The organism is Bordetella sp. (assembly GCF_057362025.1).
Genome location: NZ_JBMQQZ010000020.1, coordinates 33,321 through 58,906, shown reverse-complemented (window position 1 = coordinate 58,906; position 25,586 = coordinate 33,321). Strand labels below are relative to the sequence as shown.

Below are 25,586 nucleotides of genomic sequence, written 5' to 3'. Positions count from 1 at the left end.
GGCGCGGAATCAGGCGTTCTTCAATCTATCCAGAGCGTTCTCGAGGCGATCGACCGCCCATACCTCCAGCCCTTCGATCGGCTGCCGCGGCGCGTTGGCCTTGGGTATCAAGGCCACGCTGAAGCCCAGCTTGGCCGCCTCGCGCAGGCGTTCCTGCCCTCGCGGCGCCGGTCGTATTTCGCCGGCCAGGCCCACCTCGCCGAAGGCGACCAGGCCGCGCGGCAGTGGACGGTCGCGCAGGGACGACATGATGGACAGCAGCACCGGCAGATCGGCCGCCGGCTCGGTGATGCGTACACCGCCCACGGCGTTGACAAAAACGTCCTGGTCCGACGTCACCACACCGGCATGCCGATGCAGCACCGCCAGCAGCATGGCCAGGCGGTTGCTTTCCAGGCCGACGGTCAGGCGACGCGCATTGGCGCCCTGCACGCCATCGACCAGCGCCTGGATTTCCACCAGCAACGGCCGCGTGCCTTCCTGGGTCGCCATCACGCAGGAACCGGCGACCTGCCGATCATGCTGCGAGAGGAACAGGGCCGAGGGATTGGCCACGCCGCGCAAGCCGCGGTCGGTCATGGCGAACACACCCAGTTCGTTGACGGCGCCGAAGCGGTTCTTGAAAGCGCGAACCAGGCGGAAGGACGAATGCGTATCCCCTTCGAAATACAGCACGGTGTCGACGATGTGTTCAAGCACACGCGGTCCGGCCAGCGCGCCATCCTTGGTGACGTGGCCGATCATGACGATGGCGATGCCCGTCTGCTTGGCCAGCCGGGTCAGTTGCGCGGCGCATTCGCGTACCTGCGATACCGACCCCGGCGCGGCGGTCAGTTCGCCGCTGTACAGCGTCTGGATGGAATCGATCACCGCCACGGCCGGCTTTTGCTCGGTCACGGCGGCCTGGATGGCTTCCAGGCGGATTTCGGCCAGCAGGTTGACATTCCCGGTGCTCAAGCCCAGGCGCCGCGCGCGCAAGGCTACCTGCTCGGCGGATTCCTCGCCCGTCACGTACAGCACGCTGGTGCTTTCCGACAGCGACGCCAGCGCCTGCAGCAGCAGCGTGGACTTGCCGATGCCGGGGTCGCCGCCGATAAGCACGACGGCTCCGGCCACCAGGCCGCCACCGAGTACCCGATCGAATTCGTCCAGACCGGTGGGCTGGCGCGGCACTTCGCGTGCCTCGATTTCGGCGAGGCTGCGCACCGGACTGGAGGCGGCCAACGGGGCGTAGCGATGCGTGGCGGGCGCCGCGGGCGCGGCGGTCTCCAGGGTTTCTTCCAGGGTATTCCAGGCCGAGCAATGGGGGCATTTGCCCTGCCACTTCGGGCTGGTGCCGCCACATTCGGCGCAGACGTAGACGGTTCGGGATTTGGCCATGCCGGCAGTTTACCGGCAAGGCAGGGCCACGCCCTGCCTCGGGCGGATCCTAGCGGCCTGCGACGCTTCCGCCGCCGTCCACCGCCAGCACCTGGCCGGTGATATAGCCGGCGTCGTCGGACAGCAGGAAAGCGATGGCCGCGGCGACATCGGCCGGCGAGCCGATGCGCTTCATGGGGATGGAGGACATGATGCGCTTTTCGGCGTCGCTGCCGACCGGCCGGCTGGCGCGGAACAGTTCGGTTTCGATCGGACCAGGCGATACGGCGTTCACGGTGATGCCGTATTCGGCCAGTTCCAGCGCCCATGTGCGGGTACAGCCCACCAGGGCGTTCTTGGCGGCGGAATAACTGGTGCGTTCGTAGCCGCCGTGGATGGCGCGACTGACCACATTGACGATACGGCCGGCGCGCCGGACTTTCATCGATTCGACGAAGGCCTGGGCGACCTGGACGGCCACACGGACGTTCAGGTCCAGCACGTTGTACAGCGCGGCCAGTTCGATGGACCCGAGCGGCTGGGGCAATACCAGGCCAACGTTGTTGACGACCGCATCCACCGGAAACTTGTCGCGGATCTCGCGCAGCGTTTCCTCGGTCTTGCCGGCATCCGCCAGATCGCAGGCATAGAGATAGCCCGGGAAGTCCACATCGCCGGTGTTGCGCGCGATGCCGACCACGTGGCATCCCATGTCCGCCAGGCGACGTGTCAACGCCCAGCCTATTCCCTTGGTGGCGCCCGTAACGAGCACGCATTTATCTTTCATGATCTACCTCGACAACGTCCTGCTTACCGCAAAGTCCCGAGTAGACCACCAACCCGGCCGCGCTGTCTTGCCCTTTTTCGTGACAGGTGACTTGGGCATTTGGGGCCGATAGGCCGGCGCCGATCCGGGTGTCCGGATCGGCGCCGCATCGTACGCCCCATTGGGCGCCCCGGCCGGGTGCCGTAGGCGCCGGCGCGGGAACTCAGTCCACCGACGCGTGCGACTGCTGGACGATCACCCGCCAGCGGGCGATTTCGTCGGCCAGGAATTTCTTGAAGAACGCCGGCGATTCCGCCATCGGCGCCATTCCCAGATCCTCGAACCGCTTGCGCAGCTCCGGTTGCTCCATGGCCTGGTTGACCGCCTTGTTCAGCTTGTCGACGATGGCCTGCGGCGTGCCGGCGGGCGCCACGATGGAATACCAGGTCGCGACGTTCATGCCGTTCATCCCCTGCTCGGCCATGGTCGGGATGTTGGGCACCGCGGGAAAACGCTTCGCGCTTGCAATGGCCAGTGCCTTGAGCTGCCCGCTTTCGATCAGTTGCTTGCTGCTGGGGATATTGATGAAGGTGAAGTCGGCCTCGCCACTGATGACGGCCGTCAAGGCCGGAGCGGAACCCTTATAGGGAATGTGCGTGGCCTCGAAGCCCCCCTTCTGCTTGAAGAGCTCCCCTGCAAGATGCTGGGTACTGCCGCTGCCCGCCGACGAAAAATTCAGTTTGCCGGGATGCTTCTTGCCGTAGGCGACCAGATCGGCGACGGAATTGACCGGCAGCTTGGGATTGACCAGCAGCAGGTTGGGTGCTTCCGCGAAAATGGCGACCGACTCGAAATCCTTGACCGCGTCATAGTCCAGCTTCTTGTACAAGGTAACGTTGACGGCGAGCGCGGTCGACGACAGCGACAGGGTATAGCCGTCCGGCGCCGACCGGGCCACATACGAGGCCGCGATGTTCGTCCCGGCACCCGGCCGGTTTTCCACGACGATGGAACCGTGCAGGATGGGCGCGAGTTCCTTGGCAAGCAGCCGCGCCGCGACGTCGTTGCCGCCGCCCGGCGCGTAGCCCACGACCAGTTTGATCGGATGATCCGGATATTTGTCCGCGGATGCGGACTCCGCGTGCGCGCTGCCCGCCAGAAGCGACAAGCCGAGCAAGGCCGCCTTAAGGGAACCAGGGAACTTCATATGCAGCATCTCCTTTGTTGTATATACATCCCATCGCTCTAATTGCGAGGAATCCGTGCATCCACGCCAGCGGCGCCGGCGTTGATCATCACACCATCGGCGCGCGCGTGCGCCAACTCCGCGATGGTGTTGTAGCCCATCATCCCGAGCGCGCGGGACACTTCGGCACCGAGCAGCCGGGCCGCATGCGCGACGCCCGGTTCGCCCGCCACCACATTGGCGAAATTGAAGGGCCGGCCGACGAAAACGAAATCCGCCCCCAGGGCGAGCGCCTTTACGACATCCGTACCGCGGCGAAAGCCGCCATCGACCATGATGGGAACCCGCGGGCCGGATTGCTCCAGCGCCGCGATGATGGCGGGAAGCATGCGGACAGCCGACGGGCTGCCGTCGAGCTGGCGCCCGCCATGGTTGGACACGATGAGGCCGTCCGCGCCGCGGTCGCGCGCAATGCGGCAGTCTTCCGGATGCAGCAGCCCCTTGACGATCAGTTTGCCCGTCCAGGAAGCCCGGATCATGGAGAACCGCTCCCAGTCCATATGGTCCTTCGGGGCATGATCCCGGATGGCATTGGCCGAGATAATGGGCGCGCCCCGCGTGGCGAACGAGTTCTCGAAATGCGGCATGCCGGAGCGCAGCAATGTCCGCAGGAGAACCCGTGCCAGCCAGCGCGGATGCGAAAGGCCATCCCACGCCAGGGAAAGGCTGGGGCGCAAGGGCGTGGTAAATCCCGCGCGGACCTGGTTTTCCCGGCTTGCCCCGACAAAGGTATCGAAGGTCAGCACCAGCTTGCGGTACCCGGCGGTCTTTATGCGCTGCAGCAGCGCGGTCGTACGCTCCAGGTCCCCGGGCAGGTAGGCCTGGAACCAGGCGTCCGGATTGACGGCGATGATGTCTTCCATGCGGATCGTCGAGGTACCGCTGACGATCATGGGAATAGAGAAGGCCTTGGCCGCGCGCGCCAGCGCGATGTCACCCCGATAGGCGGCGAGCGCCGAAAGCCCCATGGGGCAGATACCGAAGGGCGCGGCCCAGTGTTCGCCGAACAGCGCGGTGGCAAGGGACCGCTTTGACACATCGCGCATGACCCGCGTGACCAGCAGGTACTCGTCGAACACCGCGCGGTTCTCCTTCAGCGTGCGCGTGTCCTCCGTGCCCCCGGCGACATACTCGTAGACCGCGCCGGGCAGGATGCGATGGGCCTGCCGCTGAAAGTCGTCGAGGGAAAGAATGCGTTGCAAAACCCTGGGTCTGATCTGCGATGCCATTTGTTTATCGGGCTTGGCGCAGTTGCATTGGCCGCGACCGCCCCGCAGGCCGAGCTGCTGGTGTCTCCGGACAGGCGTTGGCGCCGGTACTTTTTTTCTGGGTTACGTTTGATCTGCCTAGTGTGACGGGTCCGCGCGCAAACCGCATTCGGTCCTGCCAAACGGCCGTTTGGCGCAAACGAAGGGCGCCGGCGCGAGAGCGGCGGAATCCGCGAGTGCTATGCTTTCGCCGCCGGATCGCCGCCTGGCCACTTCGCCGGGCCGCACGGATGGCCAGGGCGTACGCCTTCCCCACATTCATGGAACTCAGACAGCTTCGATCCTTCGTCCGTGTCGTCGAACTCAGCAGCATGGGACGGGCAGCCCTTGAGCTTGGCATCGCCACGTCGACACTGAGCCAGCAAATCAGCCAACTGGAAAACGAGCTGGCCACCCGGCTGCTGCAGCGGCGTTCCACCGGCGTATTCCCCACGGAAGCAGGCCTGGACTTTTGGCATCAGGCGCAGGTGATTCTGCGGCAGGTCGACATCGCGGCGGCCGTGGCGAAACAGGGCAGGTTTTCCGGCCAGGTCAGCGTCGGCATGGCCACCACGACCGCGGCCGTCCTGGCGGTGCCGCTGCTGCAGGCGATGCGCGAACGCTATCCGACGGTCCGGGTCAGGATCATCGAAGCGCCTACCAGCCACCTGGCCGCCTTACTGAATTCCCGGCAGCTGGACCTGGCGCTGCTGTTCGAGGCCAATGACCCCAGGCGATGGAGCGTCACGCCCCTGCTGGACGAACGGTTGTTCGTGGTGGCGAGAACGGATTTGCCGGCACTCCCTTCCACGTTGGCCTCCGCCAAAAGCGTAAGGGTCAGCCAGATAGGCGACCTGCCCCTGATCATGCCGGGAAACGGCCATGCCCTGCGCGACCTGCTTACCAGCAGTTTTCAATCGGTGAACCAGACGCCCAACGTGGTGCTGGAAATCGAAGGGGCGCATAGCCTGATGCGGGCCGTCCGCGCGGGCCTGGGCGCGACCGTACAGCCTGGCGCCGTGCTGTCCATGCTTTCATCGGAAAGCGAAACCATGGGCGAGGACGCATTGCTGCGCGCCATACCGATCGAGGACACATCAATGCGCCGCCCCTGCCTGCTGGCCAGCTTTTCGGACGACGAGCTATCCCCAGCCGGCCTGGCGACACGGGTGATACTGATCCAATTGGCGCGACAGCTCGCCCAGGATGGCGTGTGGCGTGGCGCCATCACGCCGTAAGCGGCCCGATACGCCGGTTTACCGAAGCGGCGTCCGCCTGCATACCTGATTTGCCTGCGCCGGCATAGCGCGCGCGCATGATCGAAATCGGGCTGCTGCCGCAAAGCAGTACGCCGCAGGCCATGCGCGAGCTGATCCAGGCCGAGTCGGCGAAATGGAAGAAGGTCATCGAAGCGTCGGGGGCGCGTTTGGACTGAAGGTGTGGGTGTCGCCGCAGCGGCACAGATCGATGCGCCCCGGTTCCATGGAATTGCCCATCCAGACATGCATGGCTGCATTCCGCTCGCCGACATAGCGGGGCTGCATATCTTCGTCGAGCCGCATGCACAGGTCGTGTCCAGGTATCAATAAGGTACGCGGCTCCCGCGCCCAGTATTGCCAGATCAAGGCAAGCGTGTCCCGGCTGGCGTCCGGGTCGTACGTGTCGGCTACCGACATGGAGAGCAGCTCCGCCCGGTTCTTGGCGGCATCTCCCGTGAAGAGCAAAGGGTGTTCCGATCCCTCGACGTAGAAAAGCAGATGGCCCGGAGTATGTCCGGGCGCACCGACGGCGAGAAACCCGGGCAGGAAGGAGTCTCCCGCGCTTATCAGCCGTGTGCCTGCGGAGGTCGCGAGCTCCCGCACATAGAGTTCCGGCAAGGGGTCGAAGCCTGGCCCCCTGGCAGCCGCCCATTCGAGTTCCCGCGCGCCTATCCATACGGTGGCGTTGGGAAACAGCGTGAAGTTCACGGCATGGTCATAATGTGCGTGCGTCAGGACGACGTCCGTGATGTCCTCCGGCCGCACCCCCAGCTCGGCCAGTTGCCTTGCCAGTAAATGACGCACACCGAATGCTCCGACGTCCACGAGAACGCGGCGGCCCGCGCCACGCAGCAGCGTGATGGTGCTCCAGCCCAGCGTCCCGTGAAACAGGCTGCGGCCAGGGAATCCTTGGACCAGCACATCGATCTCGTACATGCGATTACTCCTCTAACGCCGGTGCCCGCCCGCGCGCATCAGTTGGCCTTGATGTGGTTTTCCGCGATAACGTTTTTCCACATATGCATCTGGTCCGCGATGAACTGCGCGGAGTCGGCAGGAGATGCGCCCATGGGCTCGCCGCCCATGTCGATCAACTGCTTGCGTACCGTGGGGTCGTTGACCGCGGCATGCGCCGCGGCCGCGAGCTTATCGACGACAGCCGCCGGAGTACCGGCGGGCACGAACAACGCGTTCCATTCATAGGCCTGCATCGGCGTACCGGCCTCGGTCATCGTAGGGATGGCGGGCAAGGCGGCGCTGCGCTTGGCGCCGGTGGTCGCGAGCGGCGTGACCTTACCGCTTTGAATGAAGGGCAGTGCCGAAGCGCCATTGGCGAACATGATCGGCAGCTGACCGCCGGCCACATCCGTCAAGGCCGGACCGCCGCCCTTATAGGGAATATGCGAAAGCTGGCCTTTGATCTTGCTGGCGAAAAGCGCGCCCGCGAGGTGCTGTACCGAACCCGTGCCGGATGATGCATACGAAATCTTGCCTGGTTCCTTGTGCACCAGGTCGACCAGCGATTTCACATCGTCGACGGGAAACTTCGGGTTCTTCACGAGGATATTGGGAAACTTCACCAGCACCGACACCGGAATGAAGTCCTTCTTCGCATCGTAAGGCAATGACGCATAAAGGGCGGGATTGATGGAAAACCCCGTAGCGTCCAGCATCACGGTATAGCCGTCCGGCGCGCTGCGTGCCAGCGTATTCGCGCCTATCTGCCCATTCGCCCCGGGACGGTTCTCGACAATGAATTGTTCGCCGAGGGATGTCGTCATTTTTGCGGCGACCAGACGAGCGACGATATCCGCGCCCCCGCCGGGCGGGTAGGTGACGATCAGACGAACCGGCCGCGATGGGTAGTCTGCCGCATTAGCGGCGGCGCCCAGCAGTGACAAAGAAAGCGCGGATACTGCAAGAAGTAACTTACGATGGGTAATGGCGGACATTGATGTCTCCTCGTGTCCATGGGGTGGTTGGGGTCTGCGTCAAGAATCGGGATGGCGATATGCCGGGGCAGCGCCCGCCCCGTCCTGAACGTGGCGGAGCGGCTCAGTGGCCTTGGAATTTGGGGACCCGCTTCTCGGTCCACGCGGCCACGCCTTCCTTGAGATCCGCCGAACGCAATGTCTCGGCTTCACGCGCCTTGAAAGCGGCCAGGTCGAAGTCGCCGCGGGCCATCGCATCGATGGCATGCTTGGCGCCGCGAATGGCCAATGGGGCCTGCTCGCATAAGCGTGAGCTCAGCTGAGCGACACGGGTGTCCAGTTCATCGTCGGCAACCAGTTCATTGAGAAAACCCATGCGGAGCATGCGAGCCGCGTCGAGTTTCTCTCCCAGCAGGAACAATTCCTTGGCGTAGCGCGCGCCGAGGCGCTCGGTAAACCGCCGTATGCCCGACGGGTAGTACAGCAGCCCCAGCTGGGCGGCCGGCATGAACATTTCCGTGGCCGGGGTCCCGATGCGCAGGTCACACGCCAACACAAGGTCCGTCGCGCCGCCGTACACCCCGCCATGCAGGCGTGCGATCGTGGGTTGGGGCAGCCGTTCCACCGCTTCCACTACAGCCTCGAAGGGGTTCTCGAGCGGGCCGCTGGGTGCATTGCCGGCGATGGACATGATGTGCCGAATGTCATACCCGGAGCAGAAGTGCCGTCCCTCCCCCTCCAGCACCACGGCGCGGATCGTCCGGTCGGCGGACAGCCGGGCGCAGAAGTCCAGCAGGACGCCGAGATCCTCGGGCTCCAGACGGTTCGCATAGGCGGGGCGACGCAGCGTGATGCGCGCCAAGTATCCTTCCACATTCAGGGACGGTGCTTGTGATGGTTTTTCTGTGCTCATTTAATTCGTAAGTCCGTTTGCGTAATTTATATGGCTCATTCTATAATTTATACATTGAGGTTTGCAATATGAAAGAGAAGGTCAAGACCAACTTCGCCCTTGTCATCCGCGACAAGATCGAGGAAGACATGTTGGCTGGCGCCTACGCCCCGGGAGAACCGCTCGATGAACTGGTGCTGGCGGAGCGCTACGGCGTTTCCCGCACGCCTATCCGGGAAGCCATCCAGCTGCTGGAGGTCCAGGGATTGGCTTATCGCGTTTCGCGAGGCGGCGCCTTTGTCGCGAAACTTTCCAGCAAGGATCTGCTCGCGCTCCTCGAATTGCTGGCTTACCAGGAAGGGTTGTGCGCCATGTTGGCCGCCCGCCGCATCGCTCCGGAGGCCATAGCCTCGCTACGCGAGTTCGTCGACCGCTGCGACCGGGCGGCCGCCCAGGGCGATGTCGAGGCTTACGCCCGCGAGAACATGGCGTTCCACGAGTTGCTTTACGCCAGCTGCCGCAATGATTTCCTGACCCGGGAGGTCACCATCCTGCGCAAGCGGTCGCAGTTGTACCGACGCAATAACTTTCACCAGCCAGGACGCATGACGGAATCCGCGGCCGACCACCGACGCATCCTGGAAGCGATCGAAAAGCAGGACGAAATGGCGGCATTCCGCGCCGCGGTCGATCACATCGCGGTGGCCGGCAGGTCGTTCGCCGAATTCCTAATGACATTGCCCGACGGGTTCATCGCGGACACGAGCCGGGCGGCATCCCTCCCATCCGAGGAAACCTAGAGAGGCATACATGGCACTTTCCCGCTCCGGCAAGACCGGCCCCCTCAGCGACCTGATCGTCGTCGACCTGACGCGCTATTTGTCCGGCCCTTACTGCACGCTGCTGCTCGCCGACCTCGGGGCACGCGTCGTCAAGATCGAGAGCCCCGGCAACGGCGACGATTCGCGCTATGTGCCCCCTATCGAAGACGGGAAATCTGCCTACTTCATGTCGATCAACCGCGGCAAGGAGTCGATAGCGCTCGACCTGAAGAACCCCGAACACCGCGCGATCCTCGAGAACATGCTCGAAGGCGCCGACATCCTGGTCGAAAACTTCCGTCCCGGCGTCATGGACAAGCTGGGCTACTCCGCCGACTTCCTCGCCGGGCGATATCCCTCGCTCGTATACGGGTCCATCTCGGGCTTCGGCCAAACGGGCCCCTGGCGCGATCTCCCCGCATACGATCTGGTCGTGCAGGCACTTAGCGGAATGATGAGCATCAATGGCCATCCCGACGGCCCGCCCACACGGGTCGGAACCTCCATCGGCGACCTGTGCGCGGGCGTTTATGCGGCACTGGCCATCCTTGCGGCGGTCCACGAACGCCGACGCACCGGCCGCGGCAGCCGGGTGGATGTCGCCATGCTGGATTGCCAGGTGGCGCTGCTGGAAAGCCATTACATGCGCCACAATGTCACGGGCGAGGAGCCCGGGCGGGTAGGATCCCGTCATCCGCTTATCACGCCCTTCGATACGTTCGCCTGCGCCGATGGCTATATCGTCATTTGCACCGTCGGCGACGCGATGTACCGCAACCTGGTGAAGGCAATCGGCTTACCGGAACTCCAGGAACACCCGCTGTACCGGACGCCCAAGGACCGGTTGGCAAACGGCGAAGCGCTCAAGGGTGAGCTCGAAGCGCATTTGGGCAAGGCTGGACGCGAACACTGGCTGAAGGTCATCGGCGAAGCAGGCATCCCGTGCAGCCCGATCAACTCCATTCCCGCAATGGCCGACAACGAGCAATTGAAAGCGCGCGGGCTGTTCGTCAATGTCGAGGCGGATGGCTTTTCGTATCGGGCCGTACGCACGCCCGTTCGCACCCGGCCCGGCTACGATCCGGCATTTTCCGAGCGCGCGCCCATGATCGACGAGCACGGCGACAGGATACGCGCCGAACTCGCGGGCGCACGATAAAAGGCTCAGGAAACGGTACGCACCGGCACGCGCTTGGCCAGTGCGCACAGCAATTCGTAGCCGATGGTGCCGGCCGCCTGCGCGACTTCGTCCACCGAGGGGCCGTCGGCGCCCCAAAGGGAAACCGGGGCGCCGACGCCGGCGTCCGGTACGGGCGTCAGGTCCACCGCCAGCATATCCATCGACACGCGGCCAAGCAGCCGGGTGCGGGTGCCGGCCACGACGACCGGGGTACCGGTGCCGGCATGGCGGGGATAGCCGTCGGCATAGCCACAAGCGACCACGCCGATCCGGATGGGCGCATCCGCCGTGAAGAGACTGCCATATCCCACCGCATCCCCCGCCCGCAGCTCCTGCGTGGCGATGAGGCGCGAGCGCAGCGACATGGCCGGTTTCAAGCCGAACGAAGCCGCATCGGCATCGGCGAACGGCGAGGCGCCATACAGGCAGATGCCGGGACGTACCCAGCTTGCCGTCCCCGGACGCGCCAGCGCGATTTCCGGATAGCGCAACGTGGCGGCGGAATTGGCTATGCTGACCGGCCCCGGCAGATCGCCCGTCACCCGCTGGAAGACCGCCAGTTGTTCCGCGACGCCGGCGGGGCCGTCGGCGTTGGCGAAATGCGTCATGCGGCCGATGCTGCCCACGATGCCCCGGTCGCGCAATTCCAGCGCGCGCGCATGCGCGGCCCGATAGGCGTCGGGGGCGAAGCCCAGCCGGTTCATGCCGCTGTTCAGTTTGACCAGGACGTCCAGCGGGCGCGCGGGTCGGCTATGCGCGAGCATCTCCAGCTGTTCGCGGCTATGCACGACGGAGGTCAGGCGATAACGGTCGGCCAGTTCCAGGTCCGCCGGTTCGAAACATCCTTCCAGCAGCAGGATGGGCCGGGCGAATCCCGATTCGCGGCATTCCAGGGCTTCGGCAAGGTCCAGCATCGCCAACCCATCGGCCTGCGCGAAACCCTCTACACCCTGTGCCGTCCCGTGGCCATAGCTGTGCGCTTTGATGACCGCCCAGATGGACGGCGCCACCCATTGCGTGCCGTCCGCCCTGGACGCCGACGCAGCAGCCTGATCGAGATGCCGGCGGACGACGGCCAGGTTGTGCGACAGGGCGGAAACGGAAATAGTGACGGAAATCGGTCTGGGCATGGCAGCTATCCTGGAGCCCGGTAAGTCTACCCCATCCGCATACCGCCCATGCCGTGACAGCATAAAATGCCCGATCCCACGGAACGGGCGCCTATCCGCCGCTATGGCCGTCGACCACTACGAAAACTTCCCTGTCGCATCGATCCTGCTGCCGCGCCGGCTGCGCGTGGCGGTCGGCGATATCTACCGCTTCGCGCGCAGCGCCGACGATATCGCCGACGAAGGCAGCGCGGACGACGCCAGCCGGCTGGCCGCGCTGGCCGCATACCGCGCCGAACTGCACCGCATCGCCCAGGGCAAGCCAGGCGAGCGCGTCGTGGCCGACCCGGCGCTGGCGCCGATCTTCGACCCGCTCGCCGCGACCATCGCGCGCCATCAATTGCCCATCACGCCGTTCTACGACCTGCTGTCGGCGTTCGAACAGGACGTGGCGGTCAAGCGCTACGCCGACGATGCCGCGCTGCTGGATTATTGTTCCCGATCGGCCAATCCGGTCGGCCGGCTGATGCTCGCGCTGTATGGGGCCGAAAGCCCGGACAATCTGCGCGACGCCGATGCGATCTGCACCGCGCTGCAACTCACGAATTTCTGGCAGGACGTGCATATCGATTGGCGCAAGGACCGCATATACCTGCCGCAGGACGCGCTGCGCCGGCATCGCGTCACGGAAGAGGACATCGCCACCTGCCGGCTGACGCCGGCCTGGGAATCGCTGATGGCGGAGATGATCGGCCGGACGCGGTCGCTGTTAAACTCCGGCGCCGCCCTGCCCCGCCGCCTGCCGGGCCGCGTCGGCCTGGAGCTGCGGCTGGTGGTCCAGGGCGCGCTCCGTATACTGGAACGCATCGAGCAGGCACGCTACGACGTGTTCTTGAATCGCCCCCGACTGGGCGCGAAAGATTGGGTCGTCATGATGTGGCGCGTGTGGCGCAAGGCGTAATGGATCACTGAAATGACTCCCGACGAATACTGCCAGGACAAGGCCGCCAAGAGCGGATCCAGCTTTTATTACGCTTTCCTGTTCCTGCCTCCGGAACGGCGGCGCGCGATCACCGCGCTGTATGCCTTTGGCCGCGAGGTGGACGACGTGGTCGACGAAGTCAGCGATGTCTCCGTGGCCCGCATCAAGCTGGCATGGTGGCGCACCGAGATCGACCGCATGTACGGCGGCAAGCCGGAACATCCGGTGACGCGCGCGCTGGAGCCGCATCTGCAGGTCTACGGTATCCCGCGCGACCGCATGCTGGCGGTGGTCGACGGCATGGAAATGGACCTGGACCAGACGCGCTACCTGGACTGGCCCGGCCTGCGCAAGTACTGCTGGCACGTCGCGGGCGTCATCGGCGAAATGTCCGCCGCGATCTTCGGCTACACCGATCCGTCCACCCTGGTCTATGCCGAGAAACTCGGGCTGGCGTTCCAGATGACCAACATCATCCGCGACGTCGGGGACGACGCGCGCCGCGGCCGGATCTACCTGCCCATCGAAGACCTGCAGCAGTTCGACGTCAAGGCGGCGGATATCCTGAACGGCCGCTACTCGCCCGGTTTCAGCGCCTTGATGGCCTTCCAGGCGGCGCGCGCGCGCGCGCTGTACACGGAAGCGATGTCGGCGCTGCCGGAAGCGGACCGGCGGGCGCAACGGCCGGGCCTGATGATGGCTGCCATTTACCATGCGCTGCTGGACGAGATCGAACGCGACGACTGGCAAGTGCTGCACCAGCGCATTTCGCTGACGCCCGTGCGCAAGCTGTGGCTGGCCTGGAAAACCTGGGTCGGCGGCGGCCGCGGGCTGGTGCGCCGACTGGCGCGATGAAAACTGCCATCGTCGGCGCCGGCTGGTCGGGCCTGGCCGCGGCAACGGCCCTGCGGGAAGCCGGCTGCGATGTCACGGTGTACGAAACGGCGCACACGCCTGGCGGGCGCGCCAAGCGCGTGGGCCGGCCGGGCGACGAGGAATTCGCCACGCCGCTGGACAACGGCCAGCACATCCTGCTGGGCGCCTACACCGACACGCTGGCACTTATGCGTCGCCTGGGACGCGATCCCGATACGCTGTTCCTGCGACAACCGCTGAATCTGGCGGCGCTGGATGGCGGCTTCGCGCTGGCGGCGCCACGCCTGCCGGCACCGTGGCATGCCGCGGTGGCCCTGCTGTCGGCACGCGGCCTGTCCTGGCGCGACCGGCTGGGCTGCATGCGGCTGATGCGCGGCCTGCGTGCCGCGGGCTGGCGCGTGCCGCAAGGCGCAACCGTCCGGGCCATGCTCGACCGCCACGGCCAGTCCGCGCCGGCCACGCGCCTGCTGTGGGAACCCTTGTGCCTGGCCGCGCTCAACACGCCCATCGGACAGGCCTGCGCCCAGCTCTATGCCAACGTGCTGCGCGACAGCCTGGGCGGCCCGCGCGCGGCTACCGACATCCTGTTGCCGCGCGTGGATCTGTCGGCCCTGTGGCCCGACGCCGCCGCGGCGCGCGTGCATATGCGCTACGGCCATCCCGTGCACAGCGTGGCGCCGGACGCGAACGGCGTCGTGGTCGATGGCGACCGCTATGACGCCGCCGTGATCGCCGTCCCGCCTCAGGGCGCGGCGCGGATGTTGGCGCAGGGTGCCGCGCATGCGCTGGCGACCGGTCTGGCGGATATGCCGCACTCGCCCATCGCCACATTGACGCTGAAGCTGGCCGCATCCTGGCCACTGCCGCGATGCATGATGATGCTGGCGGACGACCCGGCCCGCGGACACCACGGCCAATGGATCTTCGATAAAACGTCGCTGGCCGGCCATGCGGGCGGTGCCACCGAACTCGCGGTGGTGATAAGCGCGGCCGCGTCGGTGGTTGAACGGGACCGCCAGCAGGCGATCGCCGCGATCGCCGGACAAGTGCGCGAGCAGGCCGCCCGACGCGGCTTGCCGCCCATGCCGCCCGTGGTGGGATCCGCGCTGCTGATCGACAAACGCGCGACATTCCTGGCCTTGCCGGACGTCGCGCGACCCACGCAGAAAACGGCCTGGCCGAACCTGGCGCTGGCCGGGGACTGGACCGATACGGGGTATCCGGCCGTACTGGAAGGCGCCGTGCGCGGCGGCCTGCGCGCGGCGGCCGCGATCCTGTCGCGCGGCGCACGCTGAAGCAGCACGGTCCTTTGCCTTCCGCACAACCGGAATAACGGTGGCGCGCGATCCGGCCGCGTCGCGCGCCCTCCGTTGGCCGGGCTTCGTTGGCGGCTCAGGCCAGACTGCGTACGGTATAGAGCCCCGCCGCCGTCAAGAGCAGCGAGCCCGCCAGGCTGATGCCCGCGTAGGCCAGCGCCACCCCGTAGGCACCCTCTTCGATGAAGGCGACGGTCTCGGCCGAAAACGTCGAGAAAGTGGTCAGCCCGCCCAGGAAACCGGTGATGCACGCCAAACGTATCCACGCCGGCCAGTCCGGGTGCCCGGCGACCAGGGCGACCATGACGCCGATCAGGTATCCCCCCAACAGATTCGCCGCCATGGTGCCCCACGGCCAGGCGCCCGCGTTGAAGAACAGCCCCAGCACCCAACGCAGCCAGGCGCCCAGGGTGGCGCCGATACCGATCGCGAGGAAATTCCCGACAGTGAACATGACCGCCACGCGCGCGCATGCGCGCGTCCCGATGAAGACAAGGGGGGATTATCGCAATAAACGCCGGCGCATCAACACGGCCGCGCCCCACACCGCCGCCACCCCCGTGACAATCAGCTGAATCAGGTCGGCCCATAGCGCCGGAGGACAGTGCCCCAGCACCAGCGGTCGCAGGATGTCGACCGCGGGCGACAGCGGCAGCCAGCGCATCACGGCGACCAACGGCGCCGGCAGCTGCGACACCGGAAAGAACACGCCGGATAGGAAAACCATGGGCGTAATGACCAGCGTGAAGTAGTACATGAAGAAGTCATAGCCGCGTGCCAGCGCGCTGACGATCATCGACATGGCGGCGAACAGCACGCCCATCGGCAGCAACACCAGGGGAATCCACGCAAGCGTACCGGCGCGCGAAATATCCAGGGCGATCACCACCAGCAGAATGGCGATGCCGCTTTTCATGGCCTTGGCCGCGGCCCACAGGATTTCGGCCCACACCACGTCGTCCAGGCTGAGCGGCGTGTTCAGCATCGCGTCCCAGGTACGCTGTATCTGCAGGCGCGAAAACGCGCTGTAGGTGGCCTCGAAAGTGGCGCCGTACAGCGCGCCCACGCAGATCGAGCCAGCCGACAGATACGTGACGTAAGGCACGCCTTCCACGCCGGGCAGCATGCCGCCCAACCCGTAGCCCAGCGCCAGCAGCGCCACCATGGGGTCCAGCACGTCGCCCAGAATGGTCGTCAGCGCCGTCTTGCGCCACACCAGAAAATTGCGACGGATCACGGCGAAGCTGCGGGCGCTCGGCCATGGCCAGCGCCACAGGCCCGGCATGGCCGGGCGCACCGTGGCCGCGTTGTCGGATGCCGCCATCGCTAGGTGTCCTCGCGCATATCGCGGCCCGTCAGCCGCAGGAACAGGTCTTCCAGATTGGCGGGCCGATGCAGATAGCGCAAGCCCGTCTCGCCGCGCAGCGCGCGGACGATGGGCTCGGCATCGTCGGTATAGCAGAACGCCGTTTCCCCGCTGACTTCCACACGGGCAGGCAGCCCGGCCTGCTGGCGCTGCAGCCAGTCCGGCAAGCCGTCGCCATAGATCTCCACCACCTGCGGTTCGACGTACTTTTCGATCAGCGCGCGTGGCGTGCCTTCGGCGATCATGCGTCCGCGGTCGATCACGCCCAGCCTATGGCACAACCGTTCCGCCTCGTCCATGAAATGCGTGGTCAGCAGGATAGTCTTGCCGCGCGCCAGCAGGGTTCTCAGGCGTTCCCAGATCAAATGGCGTGCCTGCGGATCCAGTCCGGTGGTGGGTTCGTCCATCACGATCAAATCCGGGTCGTTGATCATGGCGCGTGCCAGCGTCAGCCGCCGCTTCATGCCGCCGGACAACTCGCCGATGCGCGATCGCGCCTTGGCCGTCAACGCGGCGAACTCCAGCAGGCCCGGAATGCGCTCGCGGATCTGCGCATCGCGCAGGCCGAAATAGCGCCCGAAGACCAGCAGGTTCTCCGCCACGGTGAAATCCGGATCCAGGTTGTCCATCTGCGGGACCACGCCCACTTTCATGCGCGCCTGGCTGGCCTGGGACGGGATCGGATGAGCCAGCAGCTCGATGCGGCCGCCATCGTAAGGAGTCAGTCCCAGCAGCGTGCGCAGCGTCGTCGTCTTGCCGGCGCCGTTGGGCCCCAGCAGTCCATAGCATTCGCCGCGCCGCAGGAAAAACGAAAGATCCTGAACGATGGGCCGCCCGTTGTAGCGCTTGCACAGCCCTTCGATGCGCAGGGCTGCCTGATCGGGCTGGGGGAGCGTCGTGGCGCGAGTCATCGCCGCATTCTAGCCCTGCCCGGGCGCGCCGCCGATACTCCGGGTGGTACGCCGTTGGTGCGGAAGGCGAAACGGCCAATTCCACTGCATGGAAATGAATGCCGCGCCGGCCCGCTGCCGTCCTCTACACTGGCCGCACAAACAAGCACGCGTGCCCACGACCTGCGGCCCGCGTTAGGCCGGCGCCATATTGCCGGATGTGGAGACACGATATGCAGCATTCACCTTCCCGCCGCCGTTTGCTCACGGCGGCCGGCGGCGTCCCAGCCGCCTCATGGCTGCCCAGCGCCGCGCTGGCCCAATCGCCGCCCCTGCCGGACAAGACCTTGCGGCCGTCCGCGCAATTCGCCAGCCTGATCCACGACGATCTGGCGCAGTGGAAGGACACGATCGGCCGCCTGCACATCTCCATCCGCTGATCGCCGGCCCCGTCGAGCGCCTCACCGCGCGCAACGCACTTTTCAAGAGACATCCATGCGTATCGCCATCCCCGACGACTACCAGGACTGCGTACGCGGCCTGGACTGCTATGCCCGGCTCGCCGGCCACGACGTGACGATCTTCCACGACAACGTGAAGGATATCGATGCGCTGGCCGAGCGCTTTCGCGACGCCGAGGCCATCGTGCTGACACGCGAACGCACCCAGGTCGGCGAAGCGCTGCTGCGCCGCCTGCCCCGCCTGCGCCTGATCAGCCAGATCGGCAAGGTGGCTCCGCACCTCGACGTGGCCGCCTGCACCGCGCACGGCGTGGCGGTGGCGGAAGGGTCAGGGTCCGGCGCGGCCACCGCCGAGCTGACCTGGGCGCTGATGCTGGCCAGCCGGCGCCACCTGGTGACCGAGGCGAACCGCCTGCGCGCCGGCCTGTGGCAAGGCACGCTGGGCCAGGAACTGCGCGGACAACGCCTGGGCGTCTGGAGCTACGGACGCATCGGGCGCCAGGTCGCGAACTACGGCCGCGCTTTCGGCATGCGGGTCTGGGTATGGGGCGGGCCCGATTCCACGCGGCAGGCACGCGAGGATGGTATCGAAGTCGCGCCCAGCCGCGACGATTTCTTCGCCGGCAGCGATGTGCTGACCCTGCACTTGCGCTTGGGCCCCGGCACGCAGGGTGTTATCGGTCCCGCGGACCTGGCGCGCATGAAGACATCGGCATTGATCGTCAATACCAGCCGCGCCGAGCTAATCGCGCCGGGGGCGCTGGAAGCCGCCTTGCGCGCCGGCCGCCCCGGCTACGCGGCTATCGATACCTTCGAATCCGAACCCATCCTTGGGGCGGACCATCCGCTGCTGGGCATGGACAACGCCCTGTGCACACCGCACCTGGGCTTTGTCGAAAAAGACAATTACGAAGCCTACTTCGGCACGGCGTTCGACAACATCAATGCATTCTGCGCGGGCGCGCCCACGAATCTGGTGAATCCCGAGGTACTGGCCGGGGGGACTGCAACGGCCGGGCGTGGATGAATCGCCCCGGCCCGCGCGGCCCGGATGCCCAAAGACGGTCATTGAAACAACGAGGATCGCGGGAAGGCCGGGCCACGCCCGGCCTTCTCCGGCTGGCGCTTCCTACAATACCGCGTGCGCCTTGACGTAGGCCTTCACTGCCTGCGCATCGCAGTCCATGATCTGCACCCGCTGCGGCAGCGACTCCAGGTCCGCCATCCCGGATGGCGGCGGCACCGGGCGGCCGAGGGCTTCCTGGATGGTGTCGGAGAACTTTGCCGGCAACGCCGTTTCCAGCACCAGCATCGGCACACCGGTTTCCATATAGGCACGCGCCACCTTCACGCCATCGGCCGTATGGGGATCGATCAGCACGCCGCTGTCGTCATACGTCGACTGGATGGTCGCCAGGCGATCCGCATGCGTGCTGACCCCGCCGACGAAACCGTACTCGGAAGTGAACGAACCGCGCATCGCCGACAGGTCGAACTGCCCGGTTTCCGCCAGTTCGCGCCACAAGGCATTCACCCGCGCCGCGTCGCCCCCGACCAGATCGTAAACAAAACGCTCGAAGTTGGACGCGCGCGAAATATCCATCGACGGACTGGACGTGGCGTAGGTATCCACGGCCGAGCGCGGCCGGTAGATCCCGGTGCGGAGGAATTCCTCCAGCACGTTGTTCTCGTTGGTGGCCAGTACCAGGCGGCGCACCGGCAAGCCCATGCGGCGGGCGATATGACCGGCCAGGATATTGCCGAAATTGCCCGAGGGCACGGCGAAAGACACCTGCTGGTCGGCGCGCGTCGTGGCGCGCAGCCAGCCGTGGATGTAATACACCACCTGGGCAGCGATACGCGCCCAGTTGATCGAATTGACAGCGCCCAGCCGGCAGGACGCCTTGAATTCCAGGTCGCCAGCCAGCAGCTTGACGATGTCCTGGCAATCGTCGAAGACGCCGCGCACGGCGATGTTGTGGATGTTCGCATCCTGCAGCGAGTACATCTGCGCACGCTGGAACGGACTCATGCGGCCGTGGGGCGACAGCATGAATACCGCCACGCCCTTCTTGCCGCGCAGCGCGTACTCCGCCGCCGACCCCGTGTCGCCCGAGGTCGCGCCCAGGATGTTCAGCGTCGTTCCACGTTTGGCCAGCACGTATTCGAAGACCTGGCCCAGGAACTGCATGGCCATATCCTTGAACGCCAGCGTCGGCCCGTCGGACAGGCCCAGCAGGCTCATTCCATCCGTCAGCGGCCGCAGCGGCACGATATCCTCGCTGCCGAATATCTGTTCCGTATAGGCCGCGCGCGTCAGGCGATGCAGGTCGTCAGCGGGAATGTCGTCGGCGAACAGGCGCAGGACCTCGAACGCCAGATCGGCATACGGCAGGCCGCGCCAGGCCGCCAGCGTATCGGTCGACAGGCGCGGCAGGACTTCGGGAACGGCCAGGCCGCCGTCGGGCGCCAGGCCTTCCAGCAGGATGTCGGAAAAGTTCTGCGGCGCCATGCCGCCACGGGTGGAAACGTATTTCATGACAGGGACTCCATGCGGATGCGGGTGACCCGCGAACGCACGAAAGGCAGGCCTTCGATGCGGCCGATAGCCGTGCTGACATCGCCTTCGACGGCCTGGTGCGTCAGGAAAATGATGTCGGCGCCGCCGATATGCGAGGGCTGCTGGATCATGGAGCCGATGGAGATCCGGTGTTCCGCCAGGACGCGCGCAATATCCGCCAGCACGCCAGGCTGGTCATCGACCCGCAGGCGCAGGTAGAAGGACGTCGATACTTTATCGATCGACAGGATGGGCGTGTCCGACATGGCGTCCGGCTGGAACGCCAGGTGCGGCACGCGATTGCCCGGATCGGCCGTGTGCAGGCGCGTAACGTCCACCAGATCGGCCACCACGGCCGATGCGGTGGGCTCCTCGCCGGCGCCCTGGCCGTAGTACAAGGTGGGACCCACCGCATCGCCGCGCACCATCACGGCGTTCATGGGGCCTTCCACGTTCGCCAGCAGGCGTTCGGCCGGGATCAGCGCGGGATGCACCCGCAATTCGATGCCATCCGGGCGGCGACGCGTCATACCCAGCAGCTTGATGCGATAGCCCAGCCGCTCGGCATGCGCGATATCTTCCTGCGCCAGCGCGGAGATCCCTTCCACATAGGCCTTGTCGAACTGCACCGGCACGCCGAACGCCAGCGACGCCAGCAGCGTCAACTTATGCGCGGCATCGATGCCCTCGATATCGAAAGTGGGATCGGCCTCGGCATAGCCCAGGCGCTGCGCCTCGGCCAGGACTTCCGCGAAAGGCTGCCCGCGCGTGCGCATTTCGGACAGGATGAAATTCGTGGTGCCGTTGATGATGCCGGCCACCCATTCGATGCGGTTGGCGGTCAGCCCCTCGCGGATCGCCTTGATAATGGGAATGCCGCCGGCCACCGCGGCCTCGAACGCCACCATGACCCCGCGCGCGGAGGCGGCCGCGAAAATCTCGTTGCCATGCTTGGCCAGCAGCGCCTTGTTGGCCGTGACCACATGCTTGCCCTCGGCGATGGCTTGCAGCACCAGTTCGCGGGCCAGCGTATCGCCGCCGATCAGCTCGACGACGATGTCGATATCCGGATTGCGCACGACTTCGTAGGGATCGGTCGTGACCACCGCCGCGTCGCCGACGCGGCTGGCCGCCTTGGCGGCATCGCGCACGGCGATATGGGTGACTTCGATGCGACGCCCCGCGCGCCGTGCGATTTCTTCGGCGTTGCGCGACAGGACCGTGAAGGTTCCGCCACCCACCACACCCAGGCCCAGCAGGCCTACCTTCATGGGATTCATTTCAGCAATCCGTCCTTGCGGAACATTTCCTTGATGCCGCGCACAGCCTGGCGGGTGCGCTGCTCGTTCTCGATGAGCGCGAAGCGCACATAGTCGTCACCGTATTCGCCAAAGCCGATCCCGGGGGACACGGCGACCTTGGCGTCGGCCAGCAGGCGCTTGGAGAATTCCAGCGACCCCAGGGCCTTGTAGGGCTCCGGAATCTGTGCCCAGATATACATGGAGGCCTTGGGAATTTCCACATTCCAGCCGGCCTCGTGCAGGCCCCGGGCGAGTACGTCGCGACGGCTGCGGTACTGTTCCACGACCTGCTTGACGCAGTCCTGGGGGCCGTCCAGGGCGGCGATCGACGCCACCTGGATGGGCGTGAACGTCCCGTAGTCGTGATAGCTCTTGATGCGCGCCAATGCGTGCACCAGTTCCCGGTTGCCCACCATGAAGCCGATCCGCCAGCCCGCCATGTTGTAGCTCTTGCTCATGGTGAAGAATTCCACCGCCACATCGCGCGCGCCCGCCACCTGCATGATGGACGGCGCGACATAGCCGTCGAAACAGATATCCGCGTAGGCGAGGTCGTGCACTACCAGGATGTCGTGCTCCTTGGCCAGCGCGACCACACGCTCGAAGAAGCCCAGGTCCACGCACTGGGCGGTGGGGTTGCTGGGGAAGCCCAGCACCATCATCTTGGGCTTGGGAATGGATTCGCGCACCGCGCGTTCGAGCTCCTCGAAGAAGTCCACCCCGGGCGTCATCCGCACCGACCGGATATTGGCGCCGGCGATCACCGCGCCATAAATATGAATGGGGTAGCTGGGATTGGGCACCAGCACCGTGTCGCCCCGATCCAGGGTGGCCAGCATCAGGTGGGCCAGGCCTTCCTTCGACCCGATGGTGACGATCGCCTCGCTGTCCGGATCGATATCCACGGCATAGCGGCGCTGGTACCAGTCGGAAATCGCCTTGCGCAGCCTGGGAATTCCCTTGGATACGGAATAGCCGTGGGTGTCGGGACGGTTCGCCGCCTCGATTAGCTTGTCGACGATGTGGCGCGGCGTGGCGCCGTCAGGGTTGCCCATGGACATGTCGATGATGTCCTCCCCCCGCCGTCGCGCCGCCATTTTCAATTCGGCCGTGATATTGAAAACGTATGGCGGCAGGCGCTCGATGCGCGAAAAGTTCCTCATGACGGGAATCCTTGATGCGGGTGTGGAATTATGGGCTAACCCGATAATCTAGCCGAAGGCGGGCAGGCCGGCAAATGACGGGGAAAATAGCGTTTTCCCCCGTGTTGGGCGCGCAACATGCCTGCATTGCGATGCGCTATCATCCGCACAACAAGCCGGAGTCCTTATTGAAGCTGCATACTGAGCCTGCGTCGGCCCTGAATACCGTGACCGCATACGGTGACGGATATATCGAAGTCAACCAGGTACGTTTTTCCCACGCGGTCGCGTTCGGCCCCGAAGGCGCCGTCGCCGAATGGCCGGTCAGGGCGGCAGACCAGATCACTTCCGCACTCTTGCGCCAGGCCGCCTGCCTGCCCGAACCGGTTCGCGATCCGCTCGCCTTCCTGGACGAGCCCGATACCGCGCCCGCCCTGCCCCCCAACGCTCCCGAAGTGCTGCTCATCGGCACAGGCAGCCGCCAGCGCTTCCTGCGCCCCGAGGTGCTGCGTCCGCTGCTGACGGCGGGCATCGGCATCGAGACCATGGATACCCAGGCGGCCGCGCGCACCTACAACATACTGATGTCGGAGGGGCGGCGCGTGGTCGTCGCCCTGATCCCCACCGGAGAATCCCAATAATGAAGCCGATCATAGGCAAACCGGCCCCTCTTTTCACCGCTGAAAGCACCATCGGGCCGATAAGCCTGGAACAATGCCGCGGCCGCGCGGTGGTTCTGTATTTCTATCCCAAGGACAACACGCCAGGCTGCACGACCGAAAGCCAGGATTTTCGCGACCTGCATGAAACCTTCCTGGGCGCCGGCTGCGTGGTGATCGGCATTTCGCGCGATTCCCTCAAATCCCACGAAAACTTCCGCTGCAAATACGAATTGCCCTTTCCCCTGATCACCGACCCCGACGAAACCGTATGCAATCTGTTCGGCGTCATCAAACAGAAGAATATGTATGGCAAGCAGGTGCGCGGTATTGAACGCAGCACCTTCCTGATCGATGCCTATGGCGTGCTGGTCCAGGAATGGCGCGGGGTCAAGGTTCCCGGTCACGCCAAGGAAGTCCTGCAGGCCGCCAAAAGTATCGGTTGACCGATTCCCGTAGTCCCCGTCAGGCGATTTTGCCGGCCCCCCAAGGAGAGTGACTCCATGCCGCTTCCCAAGTTGCCCACCCGTCCCGCCGCCATCCTGACCTTCCCTTCGGGCGAAGCCGCCCGCACGGGCGCGCCACGCGCGGCCAAATCGCAGGCGGACCAGCCGGAACCGGAACTCGTCCAGCCGCAGCTGACCGGTATCGCCGCCCCGCAGGGGGCCGCCTCACGTAAAACCGCGGCGCGCAAGGAATCCAGCCGCAAGGCGATACCGGCCGAAGCGGCCGCCGTGGCGCCCGCCGCCCCGGGTCTGCGGCCGTCGGTACCCAGCCCCGTGCCGGCCGCCGCGCCGGCACCGACGCGCAAGACCCGCGCACGCAGCGAAACCGGCGTGCGCAAGCTGTTCGTGCTGGACACGAATGTCCTTTTGCACGATCCCAGCTCGCTGTTCCGCTTCGAAGAGCACGACATCTTCCTGCCGATGATGACGCTGGAAGAGCTGGACCACCAGAAGAAAGGCATGTCGGAAGTCGCGCGCAACGCGCGCCAGGTCAGCCGTTCGCTGGACGCGCTGGTCAGCGATACCGTCAAGCTGGACGAAGGGCTGGCGCTGAACGCGCTGGGCAACAAGGACGCCAACGGGCGCCTGCTGCTGCAGACCACCGCCATTCACAGCACGCTGCCTTCCGACCTGCCCATGGGCAAGGCGGACAACCAGATCCTGGGCGTGGTGCGCGCCCTGCAGGAAAAATACCCGCAGCGCGAGGTCGTGCTGGTGTCCAAGGACATCAACATGCGGCTGAAGGCCCGGGCGCTCGGCATGGCGGCCGAGGACTACTTCAACGACCAGGTACTGGAAGACTCCGACCTGCTCTACACCGGCGTGATGCAATTGCCGGAGGACTTCTGGAACAAGCACGGCAAGGACGTCGAGTCCTGGCAGCAGGGTGGCACCACCTTCTACCGCATCAGCGGGCCGCTGTGCGCGCAATTCGTGGTCAACCAGTTCGTCTATTTCGAAGGCCAAATGCCGCTTTATGCCCAGGTGCGTGAAGTGAACGGCAAGACGGCGGTGCTGGCCACGCTGCGCGACTACACGCATGGCAAGAACAACGTGTGGGGCATCACGGCGCGCAACCGCGAGCAGAATTTCGCCCTGAACCTGCTGATGAACCCGGAATGCGATTTCATCTCGCTGCTGGGCCAGGCCGGCACGGGCAAGACCTTGCTCGCCCTGGCCGCCGGCCTGACGCAGGTGCTCGAAACCAAGCGCTATACCGAGATCATCATGACGCGGGTCACGGTGCCCGTGGGCGAAGACATCGGTTTCCTTCCCGGCACGGAAGAAGAAAAAATGCTGCCGTGGATGGGCGCGCTCGAGGACAACCTGGATGTGCTGAACATGGGCGACGGCGATGGCAACGGCGACTGGGGCCGGGCCGCCACGATGGATCTCATCCGCTCGCGTATCAAGGTGAAGTCGCTGAACTTCATGCGGGGCCGAACCTTCCTGAACAAATATTTGATCATCGACGAAGCGCAGAACCTGACGCCCAAGCAGATGAAGACCCTGGTCACCCGCGCCGGTCCGGGCACCAAGGTCGTCTGCCTGGGCAATATCGCGCAGATCGATACGCCGTATCTGACGGAAGGCAGCTCGGGTCTTACCTATGTGGTCGACCGCTTCAAGGGCTGGCCTCATGCCGGCCACGTTACCCTGCAGCGGGGCGAACGCTCCAGGCTGGCCGACTACGCCGGCGACGTCCTGTAGGAACGGC

25 protein-coding genes are annotated in these 25,586 nt (G+C 65.5%); 11 read left to right on the top strand and 14 right to left on the bottom strand.

Annotated features, from left to right (window positions below):
* Window positions 1-9 precede the first annotated feature (9 nt).
* From radA to ACO1P8_RS06210, 4 genes are all read right to left on the bottom strand, one after another.
* Window positions 10-1,380, bottom strand: a complete 1,371-nt coding sequence (gene radA, locus ACO1P8_RS06225; RefSeq protein ID WP_486295044.1) for a DNA repair protein RadA — start codon at window positions 1,378-1,380, stop codon at window positions 10-12.
* A gap of 49 nt (window positions 1,381-1,429) precedes the next feature.
* Entirely contained in the window at window positions 1,430-2,146 is a 717-nt protein-coding gene (locus ACO1P8_RS06220; RefSeq protein WP_486295043.1) for an SDR family oxidoreductase, read from the bottom strand.
* 202 nt (window positions 2,147-2,348) lie between these two features.
* On the bottom strand, window positions 2,349-3,332 hold the full coding sequence (locus ACO1P8_RS06215) for a tripartite tricarboxylate transporter substrate binding protein (RefSeq protein ID WP_486295042.1): 984 nt from the start codon (window positions 3,330-3,332) through the stop codon (window positions 2,349-2,351).
* Between the two features lie 38 nt (window positions 3,333-3,370).
* Complete coding sequence (locus ACO1P8_RS06210) at window positions 3,371-4,600, bottom strand: alpha-hydroxy acid oxidase (RefSeq protein ID WP_486295041.1); 1,230 nt, start codon at window positions 4,598-4,600, stop codon at window positions 3,371-3,373.
* A gap of 299 nt (window positions 4,601-4,899) precedes the next feature.
* Between ACO1P8_RS06210 and ACO1P8_RS06205 the strand changes: the two genes are divergently transcribed.
* A complete protein-coding gene (locus ACO1P8_RS06205) occupies window positions 4,900-5,856 on the top strand; it encodes a LysR family transcriptional regulator (RefSeq protein ID WP_486295040.1) in 957 nt (318 codons plus the stop codon).
* 165 nt (window positions 5,857-6,021) lie between these two features.
* On the opposite strand, the gene ACO1P8_RS06200 is transcribed toward ACO1P8_RS06205, so the two are convergent.
* The 3 genes from ACO1P8_RS06200 to ACO1P8_RS06190 all read right to left on the bottom strand — a co-directional run bounded on the left by ACO1P8_RS06200 (window position 6,022) and on the right by ACO1P8_RS06190 (window position 8,670).
* On the bottom strand, window positions 6,022-6,813 hold the full coding sequence (locus tag ACO1P8_RS06200; protein WP_486295039.1) for an MBL fold metallo-hydrolase: 792 nt from the start codon (window positions 6,811-6,813) through the stop codon (window positions 6,022-6,024).
* 38 nt (window positions 6,814-6,851) lie between these two features.
* Window positions 6,852-7,658: a tripartite tricarboxylate transporter substrate binding protein gene (locus tag ACO1P8_RS06195; protein ID WP_486295038.1), complete on the bottom strand. Its 807-nt coding sequence runs from the start codon at window positions 7,656-7,658 to the stop codon at window positions 6,852-6,854.
* A gap of 274 nt (window positions 7,659-7,932) precedes the next feature.
* Window positions 7,933-8,670: an enoyl-CoA hydratase/isomerase family protein gene (locus ACO1P8_RS06190; RefSeq protein ID WP_486295037.1), complete on the bottom strand. Its 738-nt coding sequence runs from the start codon at window positions 8,668-8,670 to the stop codon at window positions 7,933-7,935.
* Window positions 8,671-8,789: 119 nt separating this feature from the next.
* Here ACO1P8_RS06190 and ACO1P8_RS06185 point away from each other — a divergent pair, with 119 nt between their 5' ends.
* Complete coding sequence (locus ACO1P8_RS06185) at window positions 8,790-9,500, top strand: GntR family transcriptional regulator (RefSeq protein WP_486295036.1); 711 nt, start codon at window positions 8,790-8,792, stop codon at window positions 9,498-9,500.
* A 10-nt stretch (window positions 9,501-9,510) separates the two neighbouring features.
* Window positions 9,511-10,680 (top strand): CaiB/BaiF CoA transferase family protein, encoded by a 1,170-nt coding sequence (locus ACO1P8_RS06180; protein WP_486295035.1) that lies wholly within the window; start codon window positions 9,511-9,513, stop codon window positions 10,678-10,680.
* A 5-nt stretch (window positions 10,681-10,685) separates the two neighbouring features.
* On the opposite strand, the gene alr is transcribed toward ACO1P8_RS06180, so the two are convergent.
* Window positions 10,686-11,831, bottom strand: a complete 1,146-nt coding sequence (gene alr, locus ACO1P8_RS06175; RefSeq protein ID WP_486295034.1) for an alanine racemase — start codon at window positions 11,829-11,831, stop codon at window positions 10,686-10,688.
* Between the two features lie 103 nt (window positions 11,832-11,934).
* On the opposite strand from alr, the gene hpnC reads away from it, so the two are divergent.
* From hpnC to hpnE, 3 genes are read left to right on the top strand one after another with little or no spacing between them, the layout of a single operon-like run.
* Window positions 11,935-12,771, top strand: a complete 837-nt coding sequence (hpnC, locus tag ACO1P8_RS06170; protein ID WP_486295033.1) for a squalene synthase HpnC — start codon at window positions 11,935-11,937, stop codon at window positions 12,769-12,771.
* A 12-nt stretch (window positions 12,772-12,783) separates the two neighbouring features.
* Window positions 12,784-13,647, top strand: coding sequence for a presqualene diphosphate synthase HpnD (gene hpnD / locus ACO1P8_RS06165; protein ID WP_094842823.1), 864 nt, complete (start codon window positions 12,784-12,786; stop codon window positions 13,645-13,647).
* Window positions 13,644-14,963, top strand: a complete 1,320-nt coding sequence (gene hpnE, locus ACO1P8_RS06160) for a hydroxysqualene dehydroxylase HpnE (protein ID WP_486295032.1) — start codon at window positions 13,644-13,646, stop codon at window positions 14,961-14,963. Before hpnD ends, hpnE begins: the two co-directional genes overlap by 4 nt.
* Window positions 14,964-15,060: 97 nt before the next feature.
* Here the strand turns inward: hpnE and crcB are convergent, their stop codons facing one another.
* From crcB to ACO1P8_RS06145, 3 genes are read right to left on the bottom strand one after another with little or no spacing between them, the layout of a single operon-like run.
* Entirely contained in the window at window positions 15,061-15,438 is a 378-nt protein-coding gene (gene crcB, locus ACO1P8_RS06155) for a fluoride efflux transporter CrcB (protein WP_486295031.1), read from the bottom strand.
* A gap of 48 nt (window positions 15,439-15,486) precedes the next feature.
* A complete protein-coding gene (locus tag ACO1P8_RS06150; RefSeq protein WP_486295030.1) occupies window positions 15,487-16,308 on the bottom strand; it encodes an ABC transporter permease in 822 nt (273 codons plus the stop codon).
* Between the two features lie 2 nt (window positions 16,309-16,310).
* Complete coding sequence (locus ACO1P8_RS06145) at window positions 16,311-17,261, bottom strand: ATP-binding cassette domain-containing protein (RefSeq protein WP_486295029.1); 951 nt, start codon at window positions 17,259-17,261, stop codon at window positions 16,311-16,313.
* Between the two features lie 212 nt (window positions 17,262-17,473).
* On the opposite strand from ACO1P8_RS06145, the gene ACO1P8_RS06140 reads away from it, so the two are divergent.
* Entirely contained in the window at window positions 17,474-17,680 is a 207-nt protein-coding gene (locus ACO1P8_RS06140; protein ID WP_486295028.1) for a hypothetical protein, read from the top strand.
* 55 nt (window positions 17,681-17,735) lie between these two features.
* Window positions 17,736-18,728 (top strand): D-2-hydroxyacid dehydrogenase family protein, encoded by a 993-nt coding sequence (locus ACO1P8_RS06135; protein WP_486295027.1) that lies wholly within the window; start codon window positions 17,736-17,738, stop codon window positions 18,726-18,728.
* A 102-nt stretch (window positions 18,729-18,830) separates the two neighbouring features.
* Here ACO1P8_RS06135 and thrC read toward each other — a convergent pair whose 3' ends face one another.
* The 3 genes from thrC to alaC are packed head-to-tail and all read right to left on the bottom strand — an operon-like array spanning window position 18,831 to window position 22,725.
* Window positions 18,831-20,240: a threonine synthase gene (gene thrC / locus ACO1P8_RS06130; RefSeq protein ID WP_486295026.1), complete on the bottom strand. Its 1,410-nt coding sequence runs from the start codon at window positions 20,238-20,240 to the stop codon at window positions 18,831-18,833.
* Complete coding sequence (locus ACO1P8_RS06125) at window positions 20,237-21,541, bottom strand: homoserine dehydrogenase (RefSeq protein ID WP_486295025.1); 1,305 nt, start codon at window positions 21,539-21,541, stop codon at window positions 20,237-20,239. Before ACO1P8_RS06125 ends, thrC begins: the two co-directional genes overlap by 4 nt.
* Window positions 21,538-22,725 carry an alanine transaminase gene (alaC, locus tag ACO1P8_RS06120; RefSeq protein WP_486295024.1) on the bottom strand — a complete coding sequence of 396 codons (1,188 nt, stop codon included), beginning with the start codon at window positions 22,723-22,725 and terminating at the stop codon, window positions 21,538-21,540. The genes ACO1P8_RS06125 and alaC overlap by 4 nt, the downstream gene beginning before the upstream one ends.
* A 167-nt stretch (window positions 22,726-22,892) precedes the next feature.
* Here alaC and ACO1P8_RS06115 point away from each other — a divergent pair, with 167 nt between their 5' ends.
* Genes ACO1P8_RS06115 through ACO1P8_RS06105 form a run of 3 tightly spaced genes read left to right on the top strand, consistent with a single transcriptional unit; the run spans window position 22,893 to window position 25,579 of the window.
* Window positions 22,893-23,345, top strand: a complete 453-nt coding sequence (locus tag ACO1P8_RS06115) for an Mth938-like domain-containing protein (RefSeq protein ID WP_486295023.1) — start codon at window positions 22,893-22,895, stop codon at window positions 23,343-23,345.
* Window positions 23,345-23,809, top strand: a complete 465-nt coding sequence (locus ACO1P8_RS06110) for a peroxiredoxin (RefSeq protein ID WP_094842832.1) — start codon at window positions 23,345-23,347, stop codon at window positions 23,807-23,809. The genes ACO1P8_RS06115 and ACO1P8_RS06110 overlap by 1 nt, the downstream gene beginning before the upstream one ends.
* 57 nt (window positions 23,810-23,866) lie before the next feature.
* The gene (locus ACO1P8_RS06105; protein ID WP_486295022.1) at window positions 23,867-25,579 is read left to right on the top strand and encodes a PhoH family protein; all 1,713 of its coding nucleotides are present in this window, start codon (window positions 23,867-23,869) and stop codon (window positions 25,577-25,579) included.
* Window positions 25,580-25,586: the final 7 nt, after the last annotated feature.